Below are 22,923 nucleotides of genomic sequence, written 5' to 3'. Positions count from 1 at the left end.
AGGCTCCTCAGCACGACGCCGAAGCGGTGGCCGCCGAGCGGATGGGCGTACGTACTCCCATGAATCGAATGGAGCTGAAGTGGCAGTGGAACGAACAGCCGTCAACCCGGTGCCGTGGTCGGTGGACCTGGGGTTCAACCAGGGTGAAGTCGTCTCCGGGCAGGTACGGACCCTGTACATCTCGGGGCAGACCGCGATGAGCGTCGACGGCAGGCCCCAGCACGACGGCGACATGGCGGCGCAGTTGACGCTGAGCGTCGACAACCTGGAGGCCGTGCTCGGCGAGGCCGGCATGTCCCTCGCGAACCTGGTCCGCCTCAACGTCTACACGACCGACGTCGATCTGCTCTTCCAGCACTACGACGCGCTGGCGGGTCGGCTGGGCGCGGCCGGGGTGGCGCCGGCCAGCACCATGCTCGGGGTGACGCGACTGGCGGTCCCCGGCCAGTTGGTCGAGCTCGAGGGCACCGCCGTCGCGTGATGCGACCTCCAGACCGCCTGTACCGCTCGTGCCGGTCGACCCGGCGTGAGCGGGACAGGGGGAGGTGGCGTTTTCCGGCGCTGCGGATCACGGCGTCCTCGCCGGGACAGGTCACCGGCGAGGACGCCCGAATACCCTGAACTGCCCGAACGCCCCGAGCCGCCCGGAGTCCCGATAATCGCCTTTCGCCCCCGCCCGCCGGGCGCTAGCGTTCCGGGCGACGAATGACCCACCAGGAGCGGAGAGACACATGCCCGGTCGTCCGAGCGCGCGCTGACGTCGTAGGCCGAGACCGGCCCGTCATCGCGTGCTGCCCCTGAGGTCGCGGCACAGCGAGCCCTTACCCGCCCGATGCCCGGGTGCGCTTTCGCGCGCCGGACGGCGGTTCCCGTTCCCGGCGACCCCAGAGGGTTTCTGTGCAGCCCCCTCCCTCTCCTCCTTCTCCCTCTCCTCGTTCCTCCGACGGTCCGGCTCCTCCTTCCTCCGGCAGTCCGGGTCCCGGGCGGGCCGTGCCTTCGCTCCTGTGGCGGGACGCCGACTTCCGCAGGCTCTGGTTGGGCCAGACCGCCTCCCAGCTCGGTGAACACACGATGCTCGTGGTTCTGCCGCTCTACGCCGTCCTGGCCCTCGACGCGGGCGCGGACCGGTTGGGCGTCCTCCGCGCCGTGGGGCAGGCGCCGATCCTGCTGCTCTCGCTCCTCGCCGGTGCGTGGGTGGACCGGTGGCGGGCCCGCACGGTGATGGTGCTCACCGACGCCGCCCGCGCCGTGGCACTGGGCGCGGCGGCCGTGGCCGGTCTCCTCGGACTGCTCGGCCTGCCCACGCTGTTCGTGGTCGCGTTCACCGTGGGGGCTCTGTCCGTGCTCTTCGACGTGGCGTATCAGGCCTCCTTCGTACGGATGGTGCGCCGCGATCAGCTCGTGCGGGGCAACAGCGCGCTGGAAGGCAGCCGGTCCGCGGCGCAGATCGGCGGCCCAGCGCTCGGTGGTGCGTCGGTGTCACTGCTGCTGGCGCCGCTCGCCATCGCCTCCGGCGCGCTGTTCTTCGCGGTGTCGTTCGTGTCACTGCGGCGGATCCGCCGAGCCGAGCCCGGACCGGAGGGCATGGCGCCGGTTCCGGAGCACGCGGAACGCCCCGGGCACCCGCACCGCCCCGAGCGGCCCGAGCGCACCTCTCGGGTCCGGCACCGGATCCACGACGGCCTGCGCTTCGTCGCCGGGAACGCCTGGCTGCGGGCCGTGTGCCTCGCCTCGGCCGCCTTCCAGTTCTCCTTCGCGGCCACGATGACCGTCTACCTGCTCTTTCTTCCGCGCGAACTGCATCTGGCGGGCGCCACCGTCGGCCTCGCTCTCGCGGCGACCGGACCGGGCGCGCTCCTGGGCTCGGTCCTGGCCGCACGGCTGCCGGGGCGGTTCGGCCACGGCGTGGTGCTCGTGTCGGCGGCGGTGCTCGGCAACGGGGCGCTGCTGTGCGTACCGGCACTGCACGGTTCCTCGGCCGTGACGGTCCTCGCGCTCCTTGCCGTCAACTTCGTGTTCGGGACCTTCAGCCAGTTGGTGAACGTCACGGTCATGTCGGTGCGGCAGGCCGTCACACCGGACGGGATGCAGGGGCGTGCGGCCGCGACGATCACGTTCGTCGGTATGGGGTTCACCCCGTTCGGCTCGCTGCTCGGCGGCTTCCTCGCGCAGGAGTGGGGTCTGCGCGCCGGCCTCCTGGTGGCGGCAGCGGGCATGATGCTGTCCCCGCTCGTGATGGCCGCGTCCCCGCTCGCCCGCCTGGGGCGGGTGCTTCCGGGCCCCGCAGGAGGAACAGCGGCCGACGGAATGACGTGAGCCGGGATGACCGACGCCGGGCCGGGCCGTACCGCTGCGGCGTGAAACCTCTCTGGAACGCCCTCGGCTCCAGGAGCCGCAGCCGGGGGACCTCGTGACCGTCGGGGAAGAGACGTCGGCCGCGGCCCTGGACGGCCGGGTCGACGAAGAGGCGGTTACTCATCGGCCGGCCCGGCCGCGATCAGCGTGGGGGCCGGGGTGATGCCGCCGGTGAGAACGATGTCCTTGCCGCCCTCCTCGGCCTTGAGCCGGCGGACCTCCTCGACGGGGTCGCCCTTCAGCGCCGCCGAGTTCTGCCGCCCGGGGTCGGTGAGGGCGCCGGAGACGACGTATTCGGCCACCCGGTCGGGACAGGCGGTGATGCCCGTGACGTCATCGGTCCGCAGCGGCCCATAGCCACGGAAGTCCTCGGACGTCCGCCGCCCGAGGAGCAACGGCAGACAGGCAGACCGGCAAACGGGCAGACCGGCAGACCGGCAGACGGGTAAACCGACAGACCAGCAGCCCGACCGGGCCAGACACCCGGAATTGGCCTTGGCCCGTCTCCGCGCGGGCGCTCTACGGTCGCCCCATGAGGATTCGCATCGTCGACGCGTTCACCGCCCGCCCCTTCGCCGGAAACCCCGCCGGCGTGCTCCTGCTGGAGGGCGGCAGCTTCCCGGCCGCCGAACGCCTTCAGCAGATCGCCGCCGAGGTCAACCTCTCCGAGACGGCCTTCGCCCACCCGCTGCCGCCGGGCGGCACGGCCGACTGGGCGCTGCGCTGGTTCACCCCGGTCACCGAGGTGGACATGTGCGGGCACGCGACGCTCGCCACCGCCCACGTCCTGCACACCACGGGCCTGGCCACGGGCCCGGTGCGGTTCGCCGCGCGCTGCGGGATCCTGAGCTCGACCGCCCACCCGGACGGCACGCTCACTCTCGACTTCCCGACCTCTCCGCTGACCGAGGAGCCGGTGCCGTACGGTCTCGCCGACGCGCTCGGGGCGGACCCCGTCTCCGTGCACGACACCGGCGAGCACATCGGTGACCTGCTCGTCGAGCTCCGCGACGAGGCGACCGTACGGGCGCTCGCCCCGGACTTCGCCGCGCTGGTGGCCCATTCCCGGCGCGGCGTCATCGCCACCGCCGCGGCCGAGGACCCCGACCGGGGCTACGACTACGTCTCGCGCGGCTTCTTCCCGGGCGTCGGCATCGACGAGGACCCGGTCACCGGCAGCGCCCACACCGCGCTGGCCCCCTTCTGGTCGGCCCGGCTCGGCCGCGATGATCTCACCGGCCTCCAGGCGTCCGCCCGTTCGGGGCTGGTCCGCACAGCGCTGCGCGGCGAGCGCACGCTGCTGACCGGCACGGCGGTCACGGTGATCGACGGCGAACTGCTCACCGCGCTCTGACCGGGGCCCGCCAGGGCGCGTCCACCACCCACGGTGCCGCGCTCCGACCGGGGCCCGCCAGCGCGCGTCCACCACCCACGGCACCGCGCTCAGAGCGTCGGCAGCCAGTCGACCCGGCCCGCGAGCAGTGCGTATCCGACGAACGCGCCGATGTCCAGGAGCGCGTGCGCGACGACCAGCGGACCCACCCTGCCCCAGCGCCGGTAGAGCAGCACGAAGACGACGCCCATCACCACGTTGCCGATGAAGCCGCCGATCCCCTGATACAGGTGGTACGACCCGCGCAGTACGGAGCTGGCCACCAGGGCGGCCATCGGTGTCCAGCCCAACTGCCCGAGTCTGCGCAGCAGATACCCGACGACGATGACCTCCTCCACCACGGAGTTCTGGATCGCCGAGAGGATCAGTACGGGGAATTTCCACCAGACCTCGGGCAGGGACTCCGGAACGACCGTCAGACTGAATCCGGCGGCATGGGCCGAGAGGTAGAACGCCAGGCCGGCGCTGCCGATGCCGGCCGCGACCAGGGTTCCCCGGCCGAGGTCGAACCAGGGCTCGGCCCGGTCGAAGCCGATGGCCCGCAGGCCCGTTCCCTCCCGGATCAGCAGGTGCGCCACCAGCGCGACCGGGACCAGCGCCGTTGCGATCCCGAACATTTGCCATGACAGATCAAGCCATGGACGGTCCGGAGCATAGGAACCGTTGAGGTTCGCCGCCTGATCCCTCAACCCTCCCGGTTTCGTCAGTGATCCGACAAAACTGATGAGGGAAGACACCGCGCTGGCACCCAGAGAGAGCGCCAGGACCAGCACCACCTCGGACCGCAGGATCCTTTGCGACACGACCTCTTGGGGATAAGAATCAGCCACGCGCCCGGTCTCCACCTGTACACCTGCCTTCAGTTCTGCAATCGCGTCTCGTCCCACGCAGCGTCCCGCCAGGGTCTCGAACGCAGGCACGAAGATCATGCGTGACAGGCCGGGGGACGACCGCCATCGCTGATGGTGTGGTCCCCCTTCTCCTTGTTTCACCTCAAGGAGGGGCACCACCGACGTGGGACGTCATAGCTTGCCCGACAGCCACGCGGCGGAAGGAGGCCGGGCCCTCCCGAGCCCCCGGCGCCGGCGTCGTACGGTCGCCATCGCCACCCTGCTGGTCCTCGACATCGCCCCCCGCCGTACGCTCGACAGCCGAGCAGGCCCGCACGGACGCGGCCGGGGCGGGCGGTCACTGCCTCGTGGTGGAGGTGCTGGCCCGCGATGCGCACAAGGTCGCCGAAGCCCTCGCCGCCGGGGGCGCGGATCCCGACTTCCAGGTCTGGCTGCCCGATTCCGACCTGTGGCCGGAGAGGGTGCCGTCGGGGGCGGCAGAGGGGCTGGGCGAGGGCATTCCCGTCTCCCCGTCCGATTCGGTGGCCTCCTCGCCGGTGGCCCTGGCCGAGGTGCCGTCCGCCTCACGGGCGCTGGGCCGGTTCCCCCCGAACGACGAGATCGGGCTGTGGGAGTTCGCCACCACGCTGGACGGCGAGAAGGACCACCGGCGGCCCATGCCGACGAAGCGGCTCGGCGACCCGGCCACGGGCGGCGGGACCCACCGGGAGAGGCCCACGGCCGCGTTCGCGGGCCTGCGGCCGGTGCCGGGCGGTGCGGCGGCTACGAGGTGAGCGACCCGGCGGAGATCCAGGCGGTGATCCTGCAGTCCGTCATGGCAGCGGGACACAACGGGCGCGCCGCACAGGAGTGACAGGTACGGATAACCGGCCGCGCCGGACGCCGGTGACCGGTCCGGAACCGGACCCGCCACCGCCACCGCCGTCGTGCGTCGCCGGACGCCGGTGACCGCCCGGAACCGGACCCGTCACTGCCCTCGTGCGTCGCGGGGCGCCGGTGACCGGCCCGGGAGCCGGACCCGTCACCGGCGCCCGGCGCGGCGGCGGCCCTCAGGGGGCCGGGAAGCCCACCGGCCAGGTGTGGACCGGCTCCCCGGCGTGCATCAGCTCGGCGTAGCGGCGGGTGGTCGCCGCGAGTGCCGCGTTCCGCCCGAGTCCGGCGTCCAGGGCGCGGCGGTAGGTGGCCACCTGCCAGGAGGCCCCGTTGACGCGCCGCTTGCAGCGCTCCTCGATCACCCCGAGATAGCGGTCCCGGTCCGCGGGCTCGATGTGCCAGGCGTCCAGACCCGCGGCCGCCAGCGGCAGCAGTTCCTCCAGTACCAGCCGCACGGCGGGGATCCTGGCCAGTTGGCCGGAGCGGCCCGGCCGGGGCCAGAGCAGTTCGGCCTCGATGCCGTGCCGGCAGGCCTCGGTGAAATTCTCCTCGGCGGCCGCGAACGGCAGCCTGCTCCACACCGGCCGGGACTCCTCGGCGAGCGCCCGTACGAGCCCGTAGTAGAACGCGGCATTGGCGATCACATCGGTGACCGTCGGCCCGGCGGGCAGCACCCGGTTCTCCACCCGAAGATGGGGAACGCCGTCGGCGATCCCGTACACCGGGCGGTTCCAGCGGTAGACGGTGCCGTTGTGCAGCACCAGCTCGGCCAGCTCGGGCACCCCGCCCTCCGCCAGCACTTTCAGGGGGTCCTCGTCGTCGCAGATCGGCAGCAGCGGCGGGAAGTAGCGCAGGTTCTCCTCGAAGAGCTCGTGGGCGGAGCCGATCCAGCGCTCCCCGAACCAGGTCCGGGGGCGCACGCCCTGGTTCACCAGTTCCGGCGGCCGTACGTCGGTGGCCTGCTGGAACAGCGGCGGCCGGGACTCCCGCCACAGCTCCTTGCCGAAGAGGAAGGGGGCGTTGGCGCCCAGCGCGATCTGTACGCCGGTGACCGCCTGGGCGGCGTTCCACACGTCGGCGAACCGGGCCGGCGTCACCTGGAGGTGCAGCTGGACCGAGGTACAGGCCGATTCCGGAGCGATCGAGGGCGAGGTACAGACCAATCGCTCGACGCCTTCGATATCCAGGGCGAAATCCTCCCCCCGGGCCGCCGCCATTTGATCGTTGAGCAAGGTGTAACGGTCCACGTCCGAGAGATTCGCGGACACCACGTCGCGCTCCCCCAGGGTGGGCAGGATTCCGATCATCACGATCCCCGCGTCCACCTCCCCCGCCTTGCGGTGCGCATAGGCGAGGCCGGTCCGCAACTCCTCCGAGAGCTGATCGAATACCCGGCCGCCGAGGCGGTGCGGGACGATATTCACTTCGAGATTGAACATCCCCAGTTCGGTCTGGAAATCCCGGCTCGCGATGCGCTGGAGCACTTCCTGATTCATCATCCGGGGCATCCCGTCGGAACCCGCGAGATTCAGCTCTATCTCCAGCCCCATCAGGTTCCGCGGACGGTCGAACCTCCGCTCCGCCAGAAGTCTGCCCAGAGCCTCCAGGCACTGGTTGAGCTTGGCGCGGTACACCTGTCGATCGGACAGGTCAACGGCAACCGCCACGACCTTCTCCCCCATCGAGGGGTCCCTCCTCCAGTGGGCGGCCCGCGGCCCAGGCCGCTCGCATCACGATCGATAATGCCCAGCGAGAGTGATCCGTAACGCCCCCACGGGCCTCCGATACCCGATAGTCTGGTTGAAGGAGACCGGGGGCACATTCCCGCGGCATGCGGCTCCCCGCATTTTCGGCCGGAGCATGCGTGGCGGAAACACCGACGAGTTTCGGCCGACCGCACCGCCGGAAGGATGCCAGGTCGAGGCAGGAAACCAGAGTTCAAATCACCAGGAATACCGCGATTCGAAGGCCGGATGGCGCCTTGTACGACATATCCCCGGCTGCTAGCGGAAACACTGTGTGAGCGTGCGTCATATAAACTCTGCTCAACGAGGCAGAGAATTGATACGACTCGCCCGTCACCGGCCGTCTCCGGCCCCGCATGTCCGCATGCCGACAGCGCCGTCTGCACCCGCCCAAGCTCCACCGTGTCTCCGAAGTGAGAGGCGACCCACTATGCCGCTGCATGTCCCCTCGGCTCCCGCACCCGCCCTGCGCAGCGTTCTCGCGGCCCTCGGTTCTCCCACCGCCGTCCGCGAGGCCAGAACGTCCGCTCTCCGGTCCGTCCAGGGACCGCTGAGCCCCGAACTACCGCTTCCCGTCCATGTGCTGGACCGGATCACTCCCGCCCGGCGAGCGCCTCTGACACGCCTCGCGGCCTGGCGTTTCCTGATCCGGAGCGAGGACCGCGCGATCGCCGCGGCGGACACGGTGCTCACCCCCGACGGCTGGACGTTCTCGCACTTCTTCGAGGGGCCCTACCTCGCCTCGACCGAGCTGGCCGTCCGGCAGGCGGAGGCATCGGCCACCGCCTGCCAGGCACGGCTGCTGTCCATCCCGGAGCTGTACATGCTCACCCTCTGGCTGCACGGCGACACCGAGGCCGACCCGGCCGGCGGGGTGCTCGCGCCGGCGGACGTCCTGGTGCCCCTGGCGCCGGCCCCGCCGGGCATCGCCGCCCACCGCCCGTACCGGGTCGCCGATCTGCTGCCCGTCATCTCGCTGCGCGTGGCCCCCGGGCCGCTCCTCAGCTCGGCCTGACCGGCGCCGCCCCGGCACACCGCCCCCGCAGCGCCCCTGATCCGCCCGCACGCCGGGCGGCGGACGGGGTCGCTGCGGGGGCGGTGTGCTGCCCACTCGGACTAGCCCTATCCGGCCACCCCGAACCACCCAAAGGGACAGTGCAGTTGCGGTGAACCGTCCGCCCGGGTGATGCGTCATGGGAGGAGTACGGGTGCTGCAGCGAAATCCCTGCGGAATCTTCCCCGTAGGGCAACACTGGGACCGGACCGACTGATACGGGGGCGGCCATGAGCACCTCATCCAGCCGCAGGACACTCGACTCGACGCAGCGAAAGAACCCATCCATGTGCCAGCACCAACCGCCCTGCCCCACCGCCGATTCGCCCGACCGGGAGGCAGCCCGCCTGACGGCCCACCACCCCGAACAGGGCTGGAGCCTCCTGTGCAACGGCGTCCTGCTCTTCGAGGACACCGGCGAGCTGCTGCCCGACGGGGAGATCATCGCCCCGCACCGGCCGCCGGCAGCGGGCCGTGTGGTGAAGGCCGCCTGAGCGGTCGTACGAAACAGGGGCCGGCCCGGAGAGATCTCCGCACCGGCCCCGACGCATGTCCGGCGTACGCCGCCGCTCACGGCGCACGCCCTACGACAGGCGGCTTCAGTCGTCGTACGCGTCCAGCGGGGGGCAGGAGCAGACCAGGTTCCGGTCGCCGAAGGCCCCGTCGATCCGGCGCACCGGCGGCCAGTACTTGTCCGCGGCGGACACCCCGGCCGGGAAGACGGCCTCCTCGCGGCTGTAGCCGTGCTCCCAGTCGCCGCCGAGCGCGGCCGCGGTGTGCGGGGCGTTGGACAGCGGGTTGTCGTCCTCGCTCCACTCCCCCGAGGCGACCTTCTCGATCTCGGCCCGGATCGCGATCATGGTGTCGCAGAACCGGTCGAGCTCCGCGAGGTCCTCGCTCTCCGTCGGCTCGATCATCAGCGTGCCGGCCACCGGGAACGACATGGTCGGCGAGTGGAAGCCGTAGTCGATCAGGCGCTTGGCCACATCGTCGATGGAGACGCCGGTCGCCTTGGAGATCGGGCGCAGGTCCACGATGCACTCGTGCGCGACCAGACCGGCCGGGCCGTTGTAGAGGATCGGGAAGTGCGGCTCAAGGCGCTTGGCGATGTAGTTCGCGGCCAGCACGGCGACCTGCGTGGCCCGCTTGAGGCCCTCGCCGCCCATCAGACGGACGTACGCCCACGAGATCGGCAGAATGCCCGCCGAGCCCCACGGGGCGGCCGAGATCGGGCCGACCCCGGTCTCCGGGCCCGCGGCGGGCTGGAGGGGGTGGTTGGGGAGGTACGGGGCGAGGTGTGCGCGGACGCCGACCGGGCCGACGCCGGGGCCGCCGCCGCCGTGCGGGATGCAGAAGGTCTTGTGCAGGTTCAGGTGCGAGACGTCGCCGCCGAACTTGCCGGGCTTGGCGAGCCCGACCAGCGCGTTGAGGTTGGCGCCGTCGACGTAGACCTGGCCGCCCGCGTCGTGCACCTCGCCGCAGATGTCGGCGACGTGCTCCTCGAACACCCCGTGCGTGGACGGGTAAGTGATCATGAGCACGGCCAGCTCGTCGCGGTACTGCTCGATCTTGGCCCGCAGGTCCGCGATGTCGACCTCACCGTCGTCGGCGGTCTTCACCACGACGACCTTCATGCCCGCCATGACGGCGCTGGCGGCGTTGGTGCCGTGCGCGGAGGACGGGATGAGACAGACGGTGCGCTGGTCGTCGCCGTTCGCACGGTGGTACGCCCGGACGGCCAGCAGACCCGCGAACTCGCCCTGCGAACCGGCGTTGGGCTGGATGGAGACGGCGTCGTAACCCGTGACCTCGGCGAGGCGCTCCTCCAGCTCACGGATGAGAGTGAGGAAGCCCTGCGCCTGCTCGGCCGGGGCGAAGGGGTGCAGCGCGCCGAACTCGGGCCAGGTGACCGACTCCATCTCGGCGGTCGCGTTCAGCTTCATGGTGCAGGAGCCGAGCGGGATCATGCCGCGGTCCAGCGCGTAGTCCCGGTCGGCGAGCTTGCGCAGGTAGCGCAGCATCGCGGTCTCGGAGCGGTGCTGGTGGAAGACCGGATGGGTCAGGATGTCGTCGGAGCGCAGCAGCGCCCCGGGCAGCGCGTCGGCCGCCGTGGCGTCCAGCGCCTCGATGTCGCCCTCGGCTCCGAAGGCGGCCCAGACGGCGGCGATCTGCGCCCGGGTGGTGGTCTCGTCGCAGGCGACGGAGACGTGGTCCGCGTCGACGAGGCGGAGGTTGACCCCGCGCTCCCGGGCGTCCACGACGACGTCCGCGGCCTTGCCCGGGACGCGCACGGTCAGGGTGTCGAAGAACGCGCCGTGCACGACGTCGACGCCGGCGGTGCGCAGACCGTCGGCCAGGATCGCGGCGAAGCGGTGCGTGCGCCGGGCGATCGTCCGCAGCCCCTCGGGGCCGTGGTAGACCGCGTACATCCCGGCCATGACGGCGAGCAGGACCTGCGCGGTGCAGATGTTGCTGGTGGCCTTCTCGCGGCGGATGTGCTGCTCACGGGTCTGGAGGGCCAGGCGGTAGGCCTTGTTGCCGTCGGCGTCGACGGAGACACCGACGAGGCGGCCGGGCAGGGAGCGGGCGAACTTCTCGCGGACCGCCATGAAGCCGGCGTGCGGGCCGCCGAAGCCCATCGGGACGCCGAAGCGCTGGGTGGTGCCGACCGCGATGTCGGCGCCGAGCGCGCCGGGCGAGGTGAGCAGCGTGAGGGCCAGCAGGTCGGCGGCGACGGTGACGATCGCGCCGAGCTCGTGGGCCTGCTCGATGAGGGGCTCGATGGCGCGCACGGCACCGGAGGCGCCCGGGTACTGGAGCAGCACGCCGAAGACGCCGCGCTCGGCGATCTCGGCGGGGATGCCGTTGCTGAGGTCGGCGACGACGACCTCGACGCCGGTGGGCTCGGCACGGGTCTCGATCACCGCGACGGTCTGCGGCAGGGTGTCGGCGTCGACCAGGAAGACGCCCTTCTTCACCTTGCCGACGCGCCGGGCGAGCGCCATCGCCTCGGCGGCCGCGGTGCCCTCGTCGAGCAGGGAGGCGCCCGAGGTGGGCAGCCCGGTCAGCTCGGCGACCATCGTCTGGAAGTTCAGCAGGGCCTCCAGGCGGCCCTGGGAGATCTCCGGCTGGTACGGCGTGTAGGCCGTGTACCACGCGGGGTTCTCCATGACGTTGCGCAGGATGACCGGCGGCGTGAAGGTGCCGTAGTAGCCGAGGCCGATCATCGGGGCGAGCACCTGGTTGCGGTCGGCCAGCGACCGGAGCTCGGCCAGGACCTCGGCCTCGGTGCGCGCCGAGGGAAGGTTCAGGGCCTCCGCGCTCTTGATCACGTCGGGCACCGCGGCGGCGGTGAGCTCGTCGAGGGAGCCGTAGCCGACCTGGGCGAGCATCTTCGCCTGGGCTCCGGCGTCGGGCCCTATGTGGCGCTGCTCGAACGGAATGCCCTGCTCCAGCTGGGAGAGCGGAGTGCGACGGGGGGTCATGGTGGAGGCCTCCTGGTCTGTCACGACCTGCGAGGGGCACCACGGCGCGGGTGCCCGGACGGCCTCCCCCTCTGTCATCTCAACCTGAGAGCTTCACCGGCCCGCCCGGAGGCGTGCCGACTTTCACCGTCGGTGAGGGTCGGGTCCACCCGGGCCTGCGCCCGCACGGATCCGCCCTGCTTTCCAGAGTGACCTCGTCCGTGCGGTACGGGGGCCTGAGAGATTCCGGGGAGGAGTTGCTCCTTCGGCGCCTCCGGATTCTGCACCGGAGGACTCTCCCGCACGGGGTCAGCAGCCACTGCCAGCCTACCAGCGGCCGGTGCGCCGGAGCTCTCGAGTGGCCGACGCCACGGATCTGCACTTGTGTGGTGCTTGGTGGGGCAGCAGGGACCACCCCGAGCAGTTGCGACCAGTGGGAGGCACCGTGCAGACCGATATCGATCCGCGCAGCCTGATCGGCCGCAAGGCATTCGATCGCAAGGGCACCAAGATCGGAACGGTGGACGAGGTCTATCTCGACGACGCGACGGGCGTACCCGAGTGGGCGGCCGTCCGCACCGGCCTGTTCAGCAGGGACGCCTTCGTCCCGCTGGAGCCCAGCGAATTCGTCGACGACGCGCTGCGTGTCCCCTTCGACCGCGCGCTGATCAGGGGCGCGCCGGACTTCGGCGTCGGCCGGCACCTCTCGCCCGAGCAGGAACTGCAGCTCTACCGCCATTACGGGCTCGACTCCGCGCCCCCGGGGGATCCGGGGTCCGACCGGGACTTCGGCAGGCTGGCGGGCCAGGAGGAGTAGCCGGCCGGTTCGCGGACGAGCGGCAGCGGGTCGGCGGGCCGCAGCAGCGGATCGTCGACGCGGAACGTGTGGACCCGGCCGGGTGCGCTCCACGGTTCCTCGAACCGGACGGTGACCCGGCCTACGCCGCTTCCCTGCACCCAGCCGTGCCCGTGCTCCTCGTGGTGCACGTCGTGGCCGGCGGGCCAGCGCCGGGCTGCGAGCGGCTCCGCACTGTCCGACTCGGGCTCCGGGGCGGTCTCCTCGCCGCCCTCCACCGCCGGTGCCCGGTGCTCCTGGGTCCGCTGTGCGTGCTCCCGGGCGTCGGCGGCCTGGGCGAACAGGTCCTCCTGGGTGTAGTCGGCGAGACCCGTGACGCCGACCCCCAGGAGCCGTACGCCTCCCGTGGTGTCGACGGACTCCAACAGCCGCCCCGCCGCCTCACGGACCACCGTGGGGTCGTCCGTGGGGCCTCTGAGGGTCTCGGAGCGGGTCAGCGTGGAGAAGTCGTAGCGGCGCACCTTCAGCACCACCGTGCGGCCCGACCGGTCGGCGCCGCGCAGCCGTTCCACGCACCGGACGGCCAGCCGCTCCACCTCGGCACGCACCCGCACCCGGTCGTGCAGATCCACGTCGAAGGTGTCCTCCACCGATACGGACTTGGCGTCCCGCTCGGCGACCACCGGCCGGTCGTCGAGCCCCAGCGCCATCCGGTACAGCCCGTGGCCGTGGGCCTTGCCGACCAGCCGTACGAGCTCCGCCTCGCCCGCCTCGGCCAGGTCGTGGACGGTGGTCATCCCCGCGCGTCTGAGATGGTCCCCGGTGGCCGGGCCGACCCCCGGCAGGATGCGGACGGACATGGGGGCGAGCAGCTCGCGCTCGGTGCCCGGCTCGATGACGAGCAGCCCGTCGGGCTTGGCCTCCTCGGAGGCGATCTTGGCGAGCATCTTGGAGCCGGCAAGTCCGACGGATCCGCTGAGACCGGTCACCGCCCGGATGGCCGCCCGCAGCTCCTCCCCCGTCGCGCGGGCCGACGCCGAGTCGTCCGCCGTCCCGCCGGCCTCCAGGTCCACGAAGGCCTCGTCCAGGCTGAGCGGCTCCACCAGGGGCGACAGCCGTCCCAGGAGCTCCATCACCTGGTCGCTCACCGTCCGGTACAGGGAGAAGCGGGGCACCAGATAGGCCGCGTTCGGTGCGAGCCGCCGGGCCTGCGCGGTGGGCATCGCCGAGTGCACGCCCAGCCGCCGGGCCTCGTACGAGGCGGTGGCGACCACTCCGCGCGGGCCGAGACCGCCCACCACGACCGCCTTGCCGCGCAGGCTCGGCTTGGCCGCCTGCTCCGCCGACGCGTAGAAGGCGTCCATGTCCAGATGAAGGATCGTGGGCGCGGGTCTCACACCGTCGATGCTGCCCTACCGCACTGACAACGGGACGGTCCGGCGCCCCCCTGGGGCTGCCGGACCGTCCCGTCGCGCTGTTCGTCGTGCTGCCCGCCGTGCTGTTCGTCCGGAGCGCTCAGCCGGCGCGGTTGCGGCGCCTGGCCAGCTCGTCCGCGGGGTTGTGGCCGACAAGCGTCTCGCCGGTGTCGACCCGCTCGCCGTGCAGCTGCGAGAGCGCCGCGTCCACGTCCCGCCAGACCACGCCGACGGCGATCCCGAAGACACCCTGCCCGCCCTGGAGCAGGCTGACGACCTCGTCGGGCGAGGAGCACTCGTAAACCGTGGCCCCGTCGCTCATCAGCGTCATGCGCTCAAGATCCTGGAACCCGCGGGCCCGCAGATGCTGGACCGTGGTGCGGATGTTCTGCAGAGCGACCCCGGTGTCCAGGAACCGCTTGACGATCTTGAGGAGGACCACGTCCCGGAAACTGTAGAGACGCTGGGTCCCCGACCCGCAGGCCGGGCGCACACTGGGCTCGACCAGTCCCGTACGTGCCCAGTAGTCCAGCTGGCGGTAGGTGATCCCCGCCGCCGCGCACGCCGTCGGTCCGCGATAGCCGATGTCGCCGGCACCGCTCGCCGCTGCCACGCCGCCCGCTGCCACCGCTGCCGGTTGAACCGGCTGCCTGATGGCGTGGTCGGCTCCACTGCCGTGCTGCGGATACGGCCCACCTGCCGCCGTACCGTCGCCGCTGCTTCTCACGCCGACCTCCGTCCTTGACCTGCCCACTCGAAGGTAGGCAGTCACTCGGGGTGCGTCAACGATCGCCACACTCGGCACGCCGAGTGATAATCACCCTGAGGGTGGTTTCCCGTGTCTCGCTTCCGGGAAAGGCTTGTCGGATGCGCTGACGGCACCCCTGCGGGACGGTCACTGGCTGTTCGTACCGAAGTCCTCCGGAGAGATCTGGTCGAGGAATTCGCGGAACTTCTCCACCTCGTCCTCCTGCTCGTCGGGGATCGCGATGCCCGCGTCGTCCAGCACACCGTCACTGCCGTAGATCGGCGTGCCGGTCCGCAGAGCGAGCGCTATGGCGTCGGAGGGCCGGGCGCTCACCTCCACTCCGCTGGCGAAGACGAGCTCCGCGTAGAAGACCCCATCACGGAGGTCCGTGATGCGGACCTCGGTGAGTTCCTGGCCCACGGCCTCGAGCACATCCTTGAACAGGTCATGGGTCAGCGGCCTGGCGGGAGCCATGCCCTGCTGGGCGAAGGCAATCGCGGTCGCCTCCCCAGGACCGATCCAAATGGGGAGGTACCGGTCGCCTCCCACTTCACGCAGGAGAACGATCGGTTGGTTGGAGGGCATTTCCACCCGGACACCGACAACGTCGAGCTCGTTCACACAGCAACCCTAGGACGTGCTCGCCATGTTTGGGTAGTCGGGCTCCGCCGAGGTCAGTGCAGACGGCTGCGCAGAGCGCTCTGCACGAGTGCCGCGTGCAGCCGTACGGAGAGCTCGGCGAGCTCGTTCGCGGTGGCCTCGGCATGGGCTCTGGTCTGCGGATTACGGTGCCGGCGCAGGGGCGCGACGAGCTGCTCCACCAGCCCCGCCTCCCGGTCGGCGGAGGCCCGCATGGCGCGAAGATGACGCGGCTCCAGACCGAAGCGCCCCAGATCCGCCACCAGCTTGGCGACGGTCACCATCTCGGCGTCGTAGCCGCCCTCCGGGGCCGGGACGATGAGCCCGTAGGACTCCCACTCGGCCAGCCGGTCCTCGTCGACCTCGGCCGCCGCGAGCAGCTCCGCACGCCCGATCCGGGCGGCGGTCGGCGCCCCGGGACCGGCCTCCCACACTCCGTCGGCGAGGTCCCGCCGGTCGCCGGGCGAGGGCAGGACGGGCTGCTCACCCCGGGCCAGCGCGTCCAGATGCTCCCGGATGACCTTCAGTGGCAGATAGTGGTCCCGCTGCATGCGGAGCACCTGCGCCAGGCGCTCCACATCATGCGGAGCGAACTTCCGGTATCCGGAAGGAGTGCGCTGCGGCTCGATGAGCCCCTCGGCCTCCAGGAACCGGATCTTGGAGATGGTGACTTCGGGAAACTCGTCGCGCAGCTGGACGAGCACCGTTCCGATGCTCATCGGGCGCGCTTGCGCGGTGGCGGTGCCGTGGCCGGCACCGCCTGTCGGTGTTCGCAGCATGGGCCTTCCTGGGGGTCCCCCCGGACGGAGTCCGGGGCCGGTCACACGCCCCGCGGGCTCGCATAGAAGACCAGGCGGTACTTTCCGATCTGGACTTCGTCGCCGTTGGACAGCTGGACCGAGTCGATGCGCTCACGGTTGACGTAGGTGCCGTTGAGGCTGCCGACATCACCCACGGTGAAGCTACCGTCCGGGCTCCTGCGGAACTCCACATGACGCCGCGACACGGTCACGTCATCGAGAAAGATGTCGCTCTGCGGGTGACGGCCGGCCGTGGTCAGGTCGCTGTCGAGCAGGAAGCGGCTCCCGGAATTCGGGCCGCGCCGCACGACCAGCAGCGCCGAGCCGCCGGGCAGCGCGTCGACGGCGGCCTGGGCCTCCGGGGAGAGCGAGGGCAGAGCCGTCTGGCCCGTCGCCTCCGCCTCGTACGCCTCAAGACCGGAGATGGAGATCGTCGACGTCGTCTCCGAGGGACGCTCGGGAACACCGCCCCGCAGCGGCGCGCCGCAGTTGGAACAGAACCTGCCGCCCTCCGCGTTGCGGTGACCGCACCTCGTGCAGACCGGCATCGACGAGCCCTCCGGGGTGAACCCTCCACCCGCACTCGAGGCTGATGGTTCGCCGAAACCTATGCGTCCGGCACCGGCAGGGTCAACGGACGACACGCCGTCACCACCCGGGACTCCGGACACCTCGTCACGGAAGAGCGGACGCTCCGTCTCCTGCTCCTCGCCCTGACCGTGGCGCGGCGCGCGGTGGCGGGCAGCACTGTTGCTGTCCTCGCGTGCACTCTTCCCGAACAACTTCGCAAACAACTTCACGGGCGATTCCCCTTGACCGACATAGACCCGCCCGTGGGGCAGGACGAACCCTGACTGAACACACCTGCCGACCCGGACATCTTCACAACGTCCGTATCCACCCGACAGTTTCCACCACGCACCACCAATCCGGTGCGCCGACCCCCCGCAACCGTCCGACCCGGTCCACCGGCCATCACGCCGGTCCGGCTCACGGGGGCGACGACCGAGCGTAGTCAGGCCGCTGCGCCGGTCGCAAGGCGTCCACGACGATGTCGTCGGACCGCTCCACGAGCACCGTGGCCTGCTCCTTCTCCAGCGTCTGGACCACCCCGCCGGGGATGTTGAGGGCGGGCTCCAGATCCTGCGGCTTGCCGATCACCGCGAACTCGTACGGCGCTTCGATCTTCTTGCCGTCCACCCGGACGTCCCCGGCGTCCCCGGAGAAGTAGGTGTTGGCCACCACCCGCACACCGTTGACCTCGATCGCCTCGGCCCCCGCCGCCCGCAGTTCCTGGATGGCGTCGAGCAGCATGTCGGGCGCGACCGCCTCCGAGGGGTCGGTGATCGTCAGCGTGATGCCGGGGCCCTCGGCCGCCACGGTGCCCGCGAGGACGCCCAGCTGGCGTTCCTTCTCCAGCGTCTGCTTCCGGGCCTCCTCGGCCTGGTCGGAGCTGTTCTCCAGCTCGGCGCGCTGATCGTCCAGGCGCTGCTTCTCGTCCTCCAGACGCTGGGTCCGGTCGTCGACCTCGTCGAGGATGCGGACCAGGTCCTCCTGCCGGGCGCCGCGCAGCGCACTGTCGTCGCTGGTGGACCGCACCTGGATGGCGAGCCCGAGACCGAGCCCGAACAGCAGGACGGCGACGATGAGTTGGGCCCGGCTCAGCCGGGGCGGCCACAGCCCCGCCCTGAGCCGCTGCCGGCCGGACACCTCCTCGACCGCGGGCGACGGCACGGGAGCGTCCGGGACGGCGGACGCGCCGCCGCCGGGCTGTTCGCTACGGGGGTTCTCGTCGTTGTTCATCGGCCTCAAGCCCGGAAGACGTGCCGGCGGATCGCGGCGGCGTTGGAGAAGATCCGGATGCCGAGCACGACCACCACACCCGTGGAGAGCTGAGCGCCGACACCGAGTTTGTCGCCGAGGAAGACGATCAGCGCGGCCACCACGACGTTGGAGAGGAAGGAGACCACGAAGACCTTGTCGACGAAGATGCCGTCGAGCATGGCCCGCAGACCTCCGAAGACGGCGTCGAGCGCGGCTACCACCGCGATCGGCAGGTAGGGCTCGACCACCGCCGGCACCTCGGGCCGGACCAACAGTCCGACCACGACTCCCACGACGAGGCCCAGTACGGCGATCACGATGTGCCCTTCCCTGTGTCTGCCGCACCACTGCCGGCGGCCTTCGGCTCTGCTGTACGGACGATCAGGCTGGGCGCGGCCGGAAGCCGCACCTTCGACTGATCGGAGATGCTGGTGCGGATGTCGAAGCTCTCCTTGAGCGCCTGCAGGTACAGTCCGTCGGCGCTGTCCTGGAACGCGGTCGCGAGCTTCTTCCCGTCCCCCACCGCGAGCACCGTGTACGGCGGTACGAGCGGCCTGTTGTCGACCAGTATGGCGTCGCCGGCGGCCCGGATGGCCGACAGTGCCGTCAGCCTTTGCCCGTTGATGGCGATGGCCTCGGCCCCGGATTCCCACAGTCCGTTGACGACACGCTGCATGTCCCGGTCGCGCACCCGCCCGGTGTCGGCGAACCCCGTCGACTCGCGTGGCCCGCCGCCGCCCTGGTCGGTGCTCTTCGCGTCGTCGACGACCAGCTTCACGCCGGGGCCCTCGACCGGGGTCGCTCCGGCCAGCAGGGCCACCAGCTCTCCCTGGTCCCCGCCGTGCTTCTCGAGAGCCTTGCGCTGGCGTTCACTCACATCGGAACGCAGCTCGTCGACATCCGACTCCAGCGTGTCCGCGGCCTGCGTCTCCGCGTCGATGCGGTCGATCAGCTCTTCGCGCTCCTTGGCCAGGACCGGCGCCGAGATCCGCGCCTCGGCGGCGCCGAGGGTGACCACGAGGGCGGCCACCACCAGTCCGGCGGCCAGGCCGAGCTTCGACTTGAGCGTACGGGGCAGCCCCGCGCTCCCGTCGGCTTTGCGCCGCGCCGAGGCCTCCGCGTATCCGTCGTCGAGGCTGTGGTCCATCACGTTGTTCAGCAGCGACATGGAGGCGTCGGGACGCGCGGGCGGCGAGGCTGTGCTCCGATCGGGGGACTGCTGCGACATGCCGCACATCGTCGCACGTCATCACGGCTGCCGCCGAATGGCCCCACCGGTGCGCCGCGGCCCCTGCCCGGAGGTCGCGGCGCACCGTCATCGCATCAGTCGCCCGCGCTGTCCACCACCGTGGCCCACTCGTCGAGCAGCGCCTGCGCGGAGGCGTCGTCCGGGCCTTCCGCCCACAAATGGGTGACGGCCTCCGCCCGGTCGGGCAGCACCATGATCCACCGCCCGTCCGCCTCGACCACGCGGACCCCGTCGGTGGTGTCCACCCTGCGGTCACCGGCCGCCTCGACGACCCTGCGCATGACGAGTCCCTTGACCGCCCAGGGCGTCGCCAGGTCGCGGCGCAGGACATGCGCCCGGGGAATGCGGGCGTCGATCTGGCTCAGGGTGAGCTGGGTGCGCGCGACGAGCCCGATGAGACGGACGAAGGCGGCGCTCCCGTCGAAGACACTGCTGAATTCGGGAACGATGAACCCTCCGCGCCCGTCTCCTCCGAAGATGGTGTCCTCTTCACGGCCCACCCGGGTCAGGTCGTCGGGCGAGGTGGTCGTCCACTCCACCTGGGTGCCGTGGTAGGCCGCCACCTGCTCGGCGACGCGCGTGGTCGTCACGGGCAGGGCCACACGACCGCTGCGCCGCTCGGCGGCGACGAGATCGAGGAGGACCAGCAGGGCCCGGTCGTCCTCGATGATCCGGCCCAGTTCGTCGACGAGGGAGAGCCGCTCGCCCACCGGGTCGAACCGCACCCCGAAGGCCGCCCGCGCGGAGGACACGATCTCCCCGAGCCGCACCAGACCGGCCCGCCGGGTGTCGGCGGTTTCGGTGGGCCGCGATTCGTCGAGCCCGGGGTTGATCGTCAGTGCGTCCACGCCGAGCCGCCCGAGCAGACTGGGCAGGACGAGCCCGGCGCTGCCGTTGGAGGCGTCGACGACGACCTTGAGCCCGGAGTCCGCGATGCCGTCCACGTCGACGTTCCGCAGGAGGGATCCGGTGTACGAATCGAACACGCTGGACGGGAAGTGCAGGTCGCCGATCTCGCCGGGGAAGGCCCTGCGGTACTCCTGGCGTGCGTAGACGCGGTCGAGCTTGCGCTGCTGCGCCTGCGAGAGGTCCGCGCCCCGCTCGTCGATGAACATGATGTCCACCGAGTCGGGCACCCCGGGCGACGTACGGATCATGATGCCGCCGGCGCTGCCCCGGGCGGTCTGCTGGCGTGCCACGGGCAGCGGCACGTTCTCCAGGTCCCGGACGTCGATGGCGCTGGCCTGGAGGGCCGAGATGACGGCCCGCTTGAGGGCACGGGCGCCTCGGGAGTGGTCACGTGCGGTCGTGACCGTGGAGCCCTTCTTGAGGGTCGTGGCATAGGCGCCCGCCAGCCGCACGGCCAGTTCGGGCGTGATCTCGACGTTCAGGATTCCGGAGACCCCACGCGCTCCGAAGAGGTGGGCCTGTCCTCGGGATTCCCAGATCACCGAGGTGTTGACGAACGCGCCGGCCTCGATGGTCTTGAACGGGTACACCCGCACGTTGCCCTGGATGATCGACTCTTCGCCGACCAGGCATTCGTCTCCGATGACGGCGCCGTCCTCGATCCGGGCCGCACGCATGATGTCGGTGTTCTTGCCGACCACGCAGCCCCGGAGGTTGCTGTGCTGCCCGATGTAGACGTTGTCGTGCACCACGGCCCGGTGGAGGAAGGCGCCCGTCTTGACGACGACGTTCGACCCCACCACCGTGTGCTCGCGGATCTCGGCGCCCGCCTCGACCTTGGCGTAGTCGCCGATGTACAGCGGCCCGCGCAGCACGGCGTCGGGGTGGACCTCCGCGCCTTCGGCGACCCACACGCCGGGGGAGATCTCGAAGCCGTCGAGTTCCACGTCGACCTTGCGCTCCAGGACGTCCGCCTGGGCCTTGACGTAGCTCTCGTGTGTGCCGACGTCCTCCCAGTAGCCCTCGGCGATATAGCCGTAGATGGGCTTGCCCTCCTTCATCAGCTGAGGGAAGACGTCACCGGACCAGTCGACCGAGGTATCCGCCTGGACGTAGTCGAAGACTTCGGGCTCCATGACGTAGATGCCCGTGTTCACGGTGTCCGAGAAGACCTGCCCCCAGGTCGGCTTCTCCAGGAACCGTTCGACCTGACCGTCCTCGTCCACGATGGTGATCCCGAATTCCAGCGGATGGGGAACCCTGGTCAGACAGACCGTGACGAGGCCACCCTTTTCCTTGTGGAACGCGATGAGGTCGGTGAGGTCGAAGTCGGTGAGCGCATCACCGGAAATAACGAGGAACGTGTCGTCCTTCAACGCCTCCTCGGCGTTCTTCACGCTGCCCGCGGTGCCGAGTGGCTTCTCCTCGTTGGCATAGGTGAGCTCCATCCCGAGTTCCTCGCCGTCCCCGAAATAATTTTTGACGAGGGAGGCAAGGAACTGGACGGTCACTACTGTTTCACTGAGCCCATGCCGCTTGAGCAGCCGCAGGACGTGCTCCATGATCGGCCTATTGGCCACGGGCAGAAGCGGCTTGGGCATGCTCGAGGTCATGGGACGAAGACGTGTGCCTTCGCCGCCAGCCATCACGACGGCCTTCATATCGGAAACGTCCTCCTAGAAGAGACGACGGTTAGCCGATTTCGCCCGCCGGAGCATCATTCAGAACATCTACCGCGGACCGGCCACACTGCGCGGCACCGCATCAACGAGCTCAATCGGCTACTGCGCCCGCCTTCACGAGCCGGCGGACCTGAACCACGTAGAGGATTCCTGCCCACCAGTAGAGCGTTGTACCCCATCCTGCGAACGCCCATCCGAAAACGGCAGCCAGTGTGGCCAGCCAACCACTCCCGTCGCTGAGCAGCAACAAGGGGAACGCGTACATCAGGTTGAACGTTGCAGCCTTCCCGAGGAAGTTGACCTGCGGGGGCGGATAGCCATGGCGTCGCAGGATGGCCACCATCACGAGAAGCATCAGCTCCCGGGCGAGAAGGGCCGCGGTGACCCACAGGGGCAGGATCTCACGCCAGGTGAGGCCAACCAGGGTGGAAAGGATGTAGAGGCGGTCCGCCGCCGGGTCCAGCAGCCGGCCGAGGCTGCTGATCTGGTTCCACTTGCGGGCGAGCTTCCCGTCGAGGTAGTCGCTGATGCCGCTCAGCATCAGCACCAGCAGCGCCCAGTTGTCGCTGTTGGGCCCTCCGAACACGGGGCGAAGAATCAGCCACAGGAAGAGCGGTACCCCGACAAGGCGAGCCATGCTGAGGATGTTGGGGATGGTGAGGACCCGGTCCGTCTGGACCCGAGTCTCCTGGACCTCCACCCGGGGGCCTCCTGTGAAGAACGTGCCAATGATGCCCCCTGACCCTACCCTCAGGTTCCCCCGTCCGGCGCACGGGGGTGGAGCGAAGTCAGTATGCAATTGCCCGGGAACGCAGAAAAGCCCCGCACCAAAAGGTGCGGGGCTTTCCCGGAAAAATTGTTCGGCGGCGTCCTACTCTCCCACAGGGTCCCCCCTGCAGTACCATCGGCGCTGAAAGGCTTAGCTTCCGGGTTCGGAATGTAACCGGGCGTTTCCCTAACGCAATGACCACCGAAACACTATGAAATTAACCAACACCGGATGAAAACACGGCAGTTCGTTATTTCAGAACCAACACAGTGGACGCGAGCAACTGAGGACAAGCCCTCGGCCTATTAGTACCAGTCAGCTCCACCCGTTACCGGGCTTCCACATCTGGCCTATCAA

Annotated in this window: 21 protein-coding genes, 2 rRNA genes and 1 riboswitch; of the genes, 7 read left to right on the top strand and 16 right to left on the bottom strand. The window is 70.4% G+C overall.

What is annotated here, in order from left to right:
* Positions 1–85 precede the first annotated feature (85 nt).
* Together ACGF2Y_RS10190 and ACGF2Y_RS10185 are read left to right on the top strand one after the other, a co-directional pair.
* Positions 86–481: a RidA family protein gene (locus ACGF2Y_RS10190; RefSeq protein ID WP_392945335.1), complete on the top strand. Its 396-nt coding sequence runs from the start codon at positions 86–88 to the stop codon at positions 479–481.
* 509 nt (positions 482–990) lie between these two features.
* Positions 991–2,316 carry an MFS transporter gene (locus ACGF2Y_RS10185; RefSeq protein ID WP_392944806.1) on the top strand — a complete coding sequence of 442 codons (1,326 nt, stop codon included), beginning with the start codon at positions 991–993 and terminating at the stop codon, positions 2,314–2,316.
* A gap of 155 nt (positions 2,317–2,471) precedes the next feature.
* Here the strand turns inward: ACGF2Y_RS10185 and ACGF2Y_RS10180 are convergent, their stop codons facing one another.
* Positions 2,472–2,750, bottom strand: coding sequence for a hypothetical protein (locus ACGF2Y_RS10180; RefSeq protein WP_392944804.1), 279 nt, complete (start codon positions 2,748–2,750; stop codon positions 2,472–2,474).
* A gap of 137 nt (positions 2,751–2,887) precedes the next feature.
* Between ACGF2Y_RS10180 and ACGF2Y_RS10175 the strand changes: the two genes are divergently transcribed.
* Entirely contained in the window at positions 2,888–3,709 is an 822-nt protein-coding gene (locus tag ACGF2Y_RS10175; protein WP_392944802.1) for a PhzF family phenazine biosynthesis protein, read from the top strand.
* 89 nt (positions 3,710–3,798) lie between these two features.
* Here ACGF2Y_RS10175 and ACGF2Y_RS10170 read toward each other — a convergent pair whose 3' ends face one another.
* Positions 3,799–4,578, bottom strand: coding sequence for a CPBP family intramembrane glutamic endopeptidase (locus tag ACGF2Y_RS10170; RefSeq protein ID WP_392945333.1), 780 nt, complete (start codon positions 4,576–4,578; stop codon positions 3,799–3,801).
* 368 nt (positions 4,579–4,946) lie between these two features.
* Between ACGF2Y_RS10170 and ACGF2Y_RS10165 the strand changes: the two genes are divergently transcribed.
* Positions 4,947–5,372, top strand: a complete 426-nt coding sequence (locus tag ACGF2Y_RS10165; protein WP_392944800.1) for a hypothetical protein — start codon at positions 4,947–4,949, stop codon at positions 5,370–5,372.
* A 276-nt stretch (positions 5,373–5,648) separates the two neighbouring features.
* On the opposite strand, the gene ACGF2Y_RS10160 is transcribed toward ACGF2Y_RS10165, so the two are convergent.
* Complete coding sequence (locus tag ACGF2Y_RS10160; protein WP_392944798.1) at positions 5,649–7,154, bottom strand: glutamate--cysteine ligase; 1,506 nt, start codon at positions 7,152–7,154, stop codon at positions 5,649–5,651.
* A gap of 493 nt (positions 7,155–7,647) precedes the next feature.
* On the opposite strand from ACGF2Y_RS10160, the gene ACGF2Y_RS10155 reads away from it, so the two are divergent.
* Both ACGF2Y_RS10155 and ACGF2Y_RS10150 read left to right on the top strand, forming a co-directional pair.
* Entirely contained in the window at positions 7,648–8,232 is a 585-nt protein-coding gene (locus ACGF2Y_RS10155; RefSeq protein WP_392944796.1) for a hypothetical protein, read from the top strand.
* Positions 8,233–8,558: 326 nt separating this feature from the next.
* Entirely contained in the window at positions 8,559–8,765 is a 207-nt protein-coding gene (locus ACGF2Y_RS10150; protein ID WP_392944794.1) for a DUF5999 family protein, read from the top strand.
* Between the two features lie 105 nt (positions 8,766–8,870).
* Here the strand turns inward: ACGF2Y_RS10150 and gcvP are convergent, their stop codons facing one another.
* Positions 8,871–11,756 carry an aminomethyl-transferring glycine dehydrogenase gene (gcvP, locus tag ACGF2Y_RS10145; protein ID WP_392944792.1) on the bottom strand — a complete coding sequence of 962 codons (2,886 nt, stop codon included), beginning with the start codon at positions 11,754–11,756 and terminating at the stop codon, positions 8,871–8,873.
* Between the two features lie 193 nt (positions 11,757–11,949).
* A riboswitch (glycine riboswitch) is annotated at positions 11,950–12,047 on the bottom strand.
* Positions 12,048–12,180: 133 nt separating this feature from the next.
* Between gcvP and ACGF2Y_RS10140 the strand changes: the two genes are divergently transcribed.
* On the top strand, positions 12,181–12,552 hold the full coding sequence (locus tag ACGF2Y_RS10140; RefSeq protein WP_392944790.1) for a PRC-barrel domain-containing protein: 372 nt from the start codon (positions 12,181–12,183) through the stop codon (positions 12,550–12,552).
* Here ACGF2Y_RS10140 and ACGF2Y_RS10135 read toward each other — a convergent pair.
* From ACGF2Y_RS10135 to ACGF2Y_RS10080, 12 genes are all read right to left on the bottom strand, one after another.
* Complete coding sequence (locus ACGF2Y_RS10135; RefSeq protein WP_392944788.1) at positions 12,474–13,928, bottom strand: DNA polymerase IV; 1,455 nt, start codon at positions 13,926–13,928, stop codon at positions 12,474–12,476. The two genes, ACGF2Y_RS10140 and ACGF2Y_RS10135, sit on opposite strands and share 79 nt — an antisense overlap.
* 118 nt (positions 13,929–14,046) lie before the next feature.
* Positions 14,047–14,673: a MerR family transcriptional regulator gene (locus ACGF2Y_RS10130; RefSeq protein ID WP_392944786.1), complete on the bottom strand. Its 627-nt coding sequence runs from the start codon at positions 14,671–14,673 to the stop codon at positions 14,047–14,049.
* A gap of 168 nt (positions 14,674–14,841) precedes the next feature.
* The gene (locus ACGF2Y_RS10125; RefSeq protein WP_033327106.1) at positions 14,842–15,315 is read right to left on the bottom strand and encodes a bifunctional nuclease family protein; all 474 of its coding nucleotides are present in this window, start codon (positions 15,313–15,315) and stop codon (positions 14,842–14,844) included.
* Between the two features lie 53 nt (positions 15,316–15,368).
* Complete coding sequence (locus ACGF2Y_RS10120; protein ID WP_392944783.1) at positions 15,369–16,112, bottom strand: MerR family transcriptional regulator; 744 nt, start codon at positions 16,110–16,112, stop codon at positions 15,369–15,371.
* A 41-nt stretch (positions 16,113–16,153) separates the two neighbouring features.
* Positions 16,154–16,933 (bottom strand): FHA domain-containing protein, encoded by a 780-nt coding sequence (locus tag ACGF2Y_RS10115; protein ID WP_392944781.1) that lies wholly within the window; start codon positions 16,931–16,933, stop codon positions 16,154–16,156.
* Positions 16,934–17,123: 190 nt separating this feature from the next.
* On the bottom strand, positions 17,124–17,936 hold the full coding sequence (locus ACGF2Y_RS10110) for a DUF881 domain-containing protein (protein WP_392944779.1): 813 nt from the start codon (positions 17,934–17,936) through the stop codon (positions 17,124–17,126).
* A gap of 5 nt (positions 17,937–17,941) precedes the next feature.
* On the bottom strand, positions 17,942–18,274 hold the full coding sequence (locus ACGF2Y_RS10105; protein WP_003970459.1) for a small basic family protein: 333 nt from the start codon (positions 18,272–18,274) through the stop codon (positions 17,942–17,944).
* Entirely contained in the window at positions 18,271–19,185 is a 915-nt protein-coding gene (locus tag ACGF2Y_RS10100) for a DUF881 domain-containing protein (protein WP_392944777.1), read from the bottom strand. The genes ACGF2Y_RS10105 and ACGF2Y_RS10100 overlap by 4 nt, the downstream gene beginning before the upstream one ends.
* 95 nt (positions 19,186–19,280) lie before the next feature.
* The gene (locus tag ACGF2Y_RS10095) at positions 19,281–21,776 is read right to left on the bottom strand and encodes a sugar phosphate nucleotidyltransferase (RefSeq protein ID WP_392944775.1); all 2,496 of its coding nucleotides are present in this window, start codon (positions 21,774–21,776) and stop codon (positions 19,281–19,283) included.
* Between the two features lie 112 nt (positions 21,777–21,888).
* Complete coding sequence (locus tag ACGF2Y_RS10090) at positions 21,889–22,497, bottom strand: CDP-alcohol phosphatidyltransferase family protein (RefSeq protein ID WP_392944773.1); 609 nt, start codon at positions 22,495–22,497, stop codon at positions 21,889–21,891.
* A gap of 158 nt (positions 22,498–22,655) precedes the next feature.
* Positions 22,656–22,772, bottom strand: a 5S ribosomal RNA gene (gene rrf, locus ACGF2Y_RS10085).
* A 79-nt stretch (positions 22,773–22,851) separates the two neighbouring features.
* Positions 22,852–22,923, bottom strand: a 23S ribosomal RNA gene (locus tag ACGF2Y_RS10080); the annotation flags it as partial.

The sequence above is a fragment of the Streptomyces sp. NPDC048142 genome (genome assembly GCF_043202835.1).
In the GTDB taxonomy this organism is placed as follows: Bacteria; Actinomycetota; Actinomycetes; order Streptomycetales; family Streptomycetaceae; genus Streptomyces.
Note: the sequence above shows the minus strand (reverse complement) of the source record. Positions and strands in the feature narration are given on the sequence as shown.

What these genes read in the sequence shown, in the direction of transcription:
- ACGF2Y_RS10095 (WP_392944775.1), bottom strand. Translation starts at nt 21,776, where the DNA reads ATGAAGGCCGTCGTGATGGCTGGCGGCGAAGGCACACGTCTTCGTCCC.
- ACGF2Y_RS10100 (WP_392944777.1), bottom strand. Translation starts at nt 19,185, where the DNA reads ATGTCGCAGCAGTCCCCCGATCGGAGCACAGCCTCGCCGCCCGCGCGT.
- ACGF2Y_RS10120 (WP_392944783.1), bottom strand. Translation starts at nt 16,112, where the DNA reads ATGCTGCGAACACCGACAGGCGGTGCCGGCCACGGCACCGCCACCGCG.
- ACGF2Y_RS10155 (WP_392944796.1), top strand. Translation starts at nt 7,648, where the DNA reads ATGCCGCTGCATGTCCCCTCGGCTCCCGCACCCGCCCTGCGCAGCGTT.
- ACGF2Y_RS10110 (WP_392944779.1), bottom strand. Translation starts at nt 17,936, where the DNA reads ATGAACAACGACGAGAACCCCCGTAGCGAACAGCCCGGCGGCGGCGCG.
- ACGF2Y_RS10160 (WP_392944798.1), bottom strand. Translation starts at nt 7,154, where the DNA reads ATGGGGGAGAAGGTCGTGGCGGTTGCCGTTGACCTGTCCGATCGACAG.
- gcvP (WP_392944792.1), bottom strand. Translation starts at nt 11,756, where the DNA reads ATGACCCCCCGTCGCACTCCGCTCTCCCAGCTGGAGCAGGGCATTCCG.
- ACGF2Y_RS10150 (WP_392944794.1), top strand. Translation starts at nt 8,559, where the DNA reads ATGTGCCAGCACCAACCGCCCTGCCCCACCGCCGATTCGCCCGACCGG.
- ACGF2Y_RS10175 (WP_392944802.1), top strand. Translation starts at nt 2,888, where the DNA reads ATGAGGATTCGCATCGTCGACGCGTTCACCGCCCGCCCCTTCGCCGGA.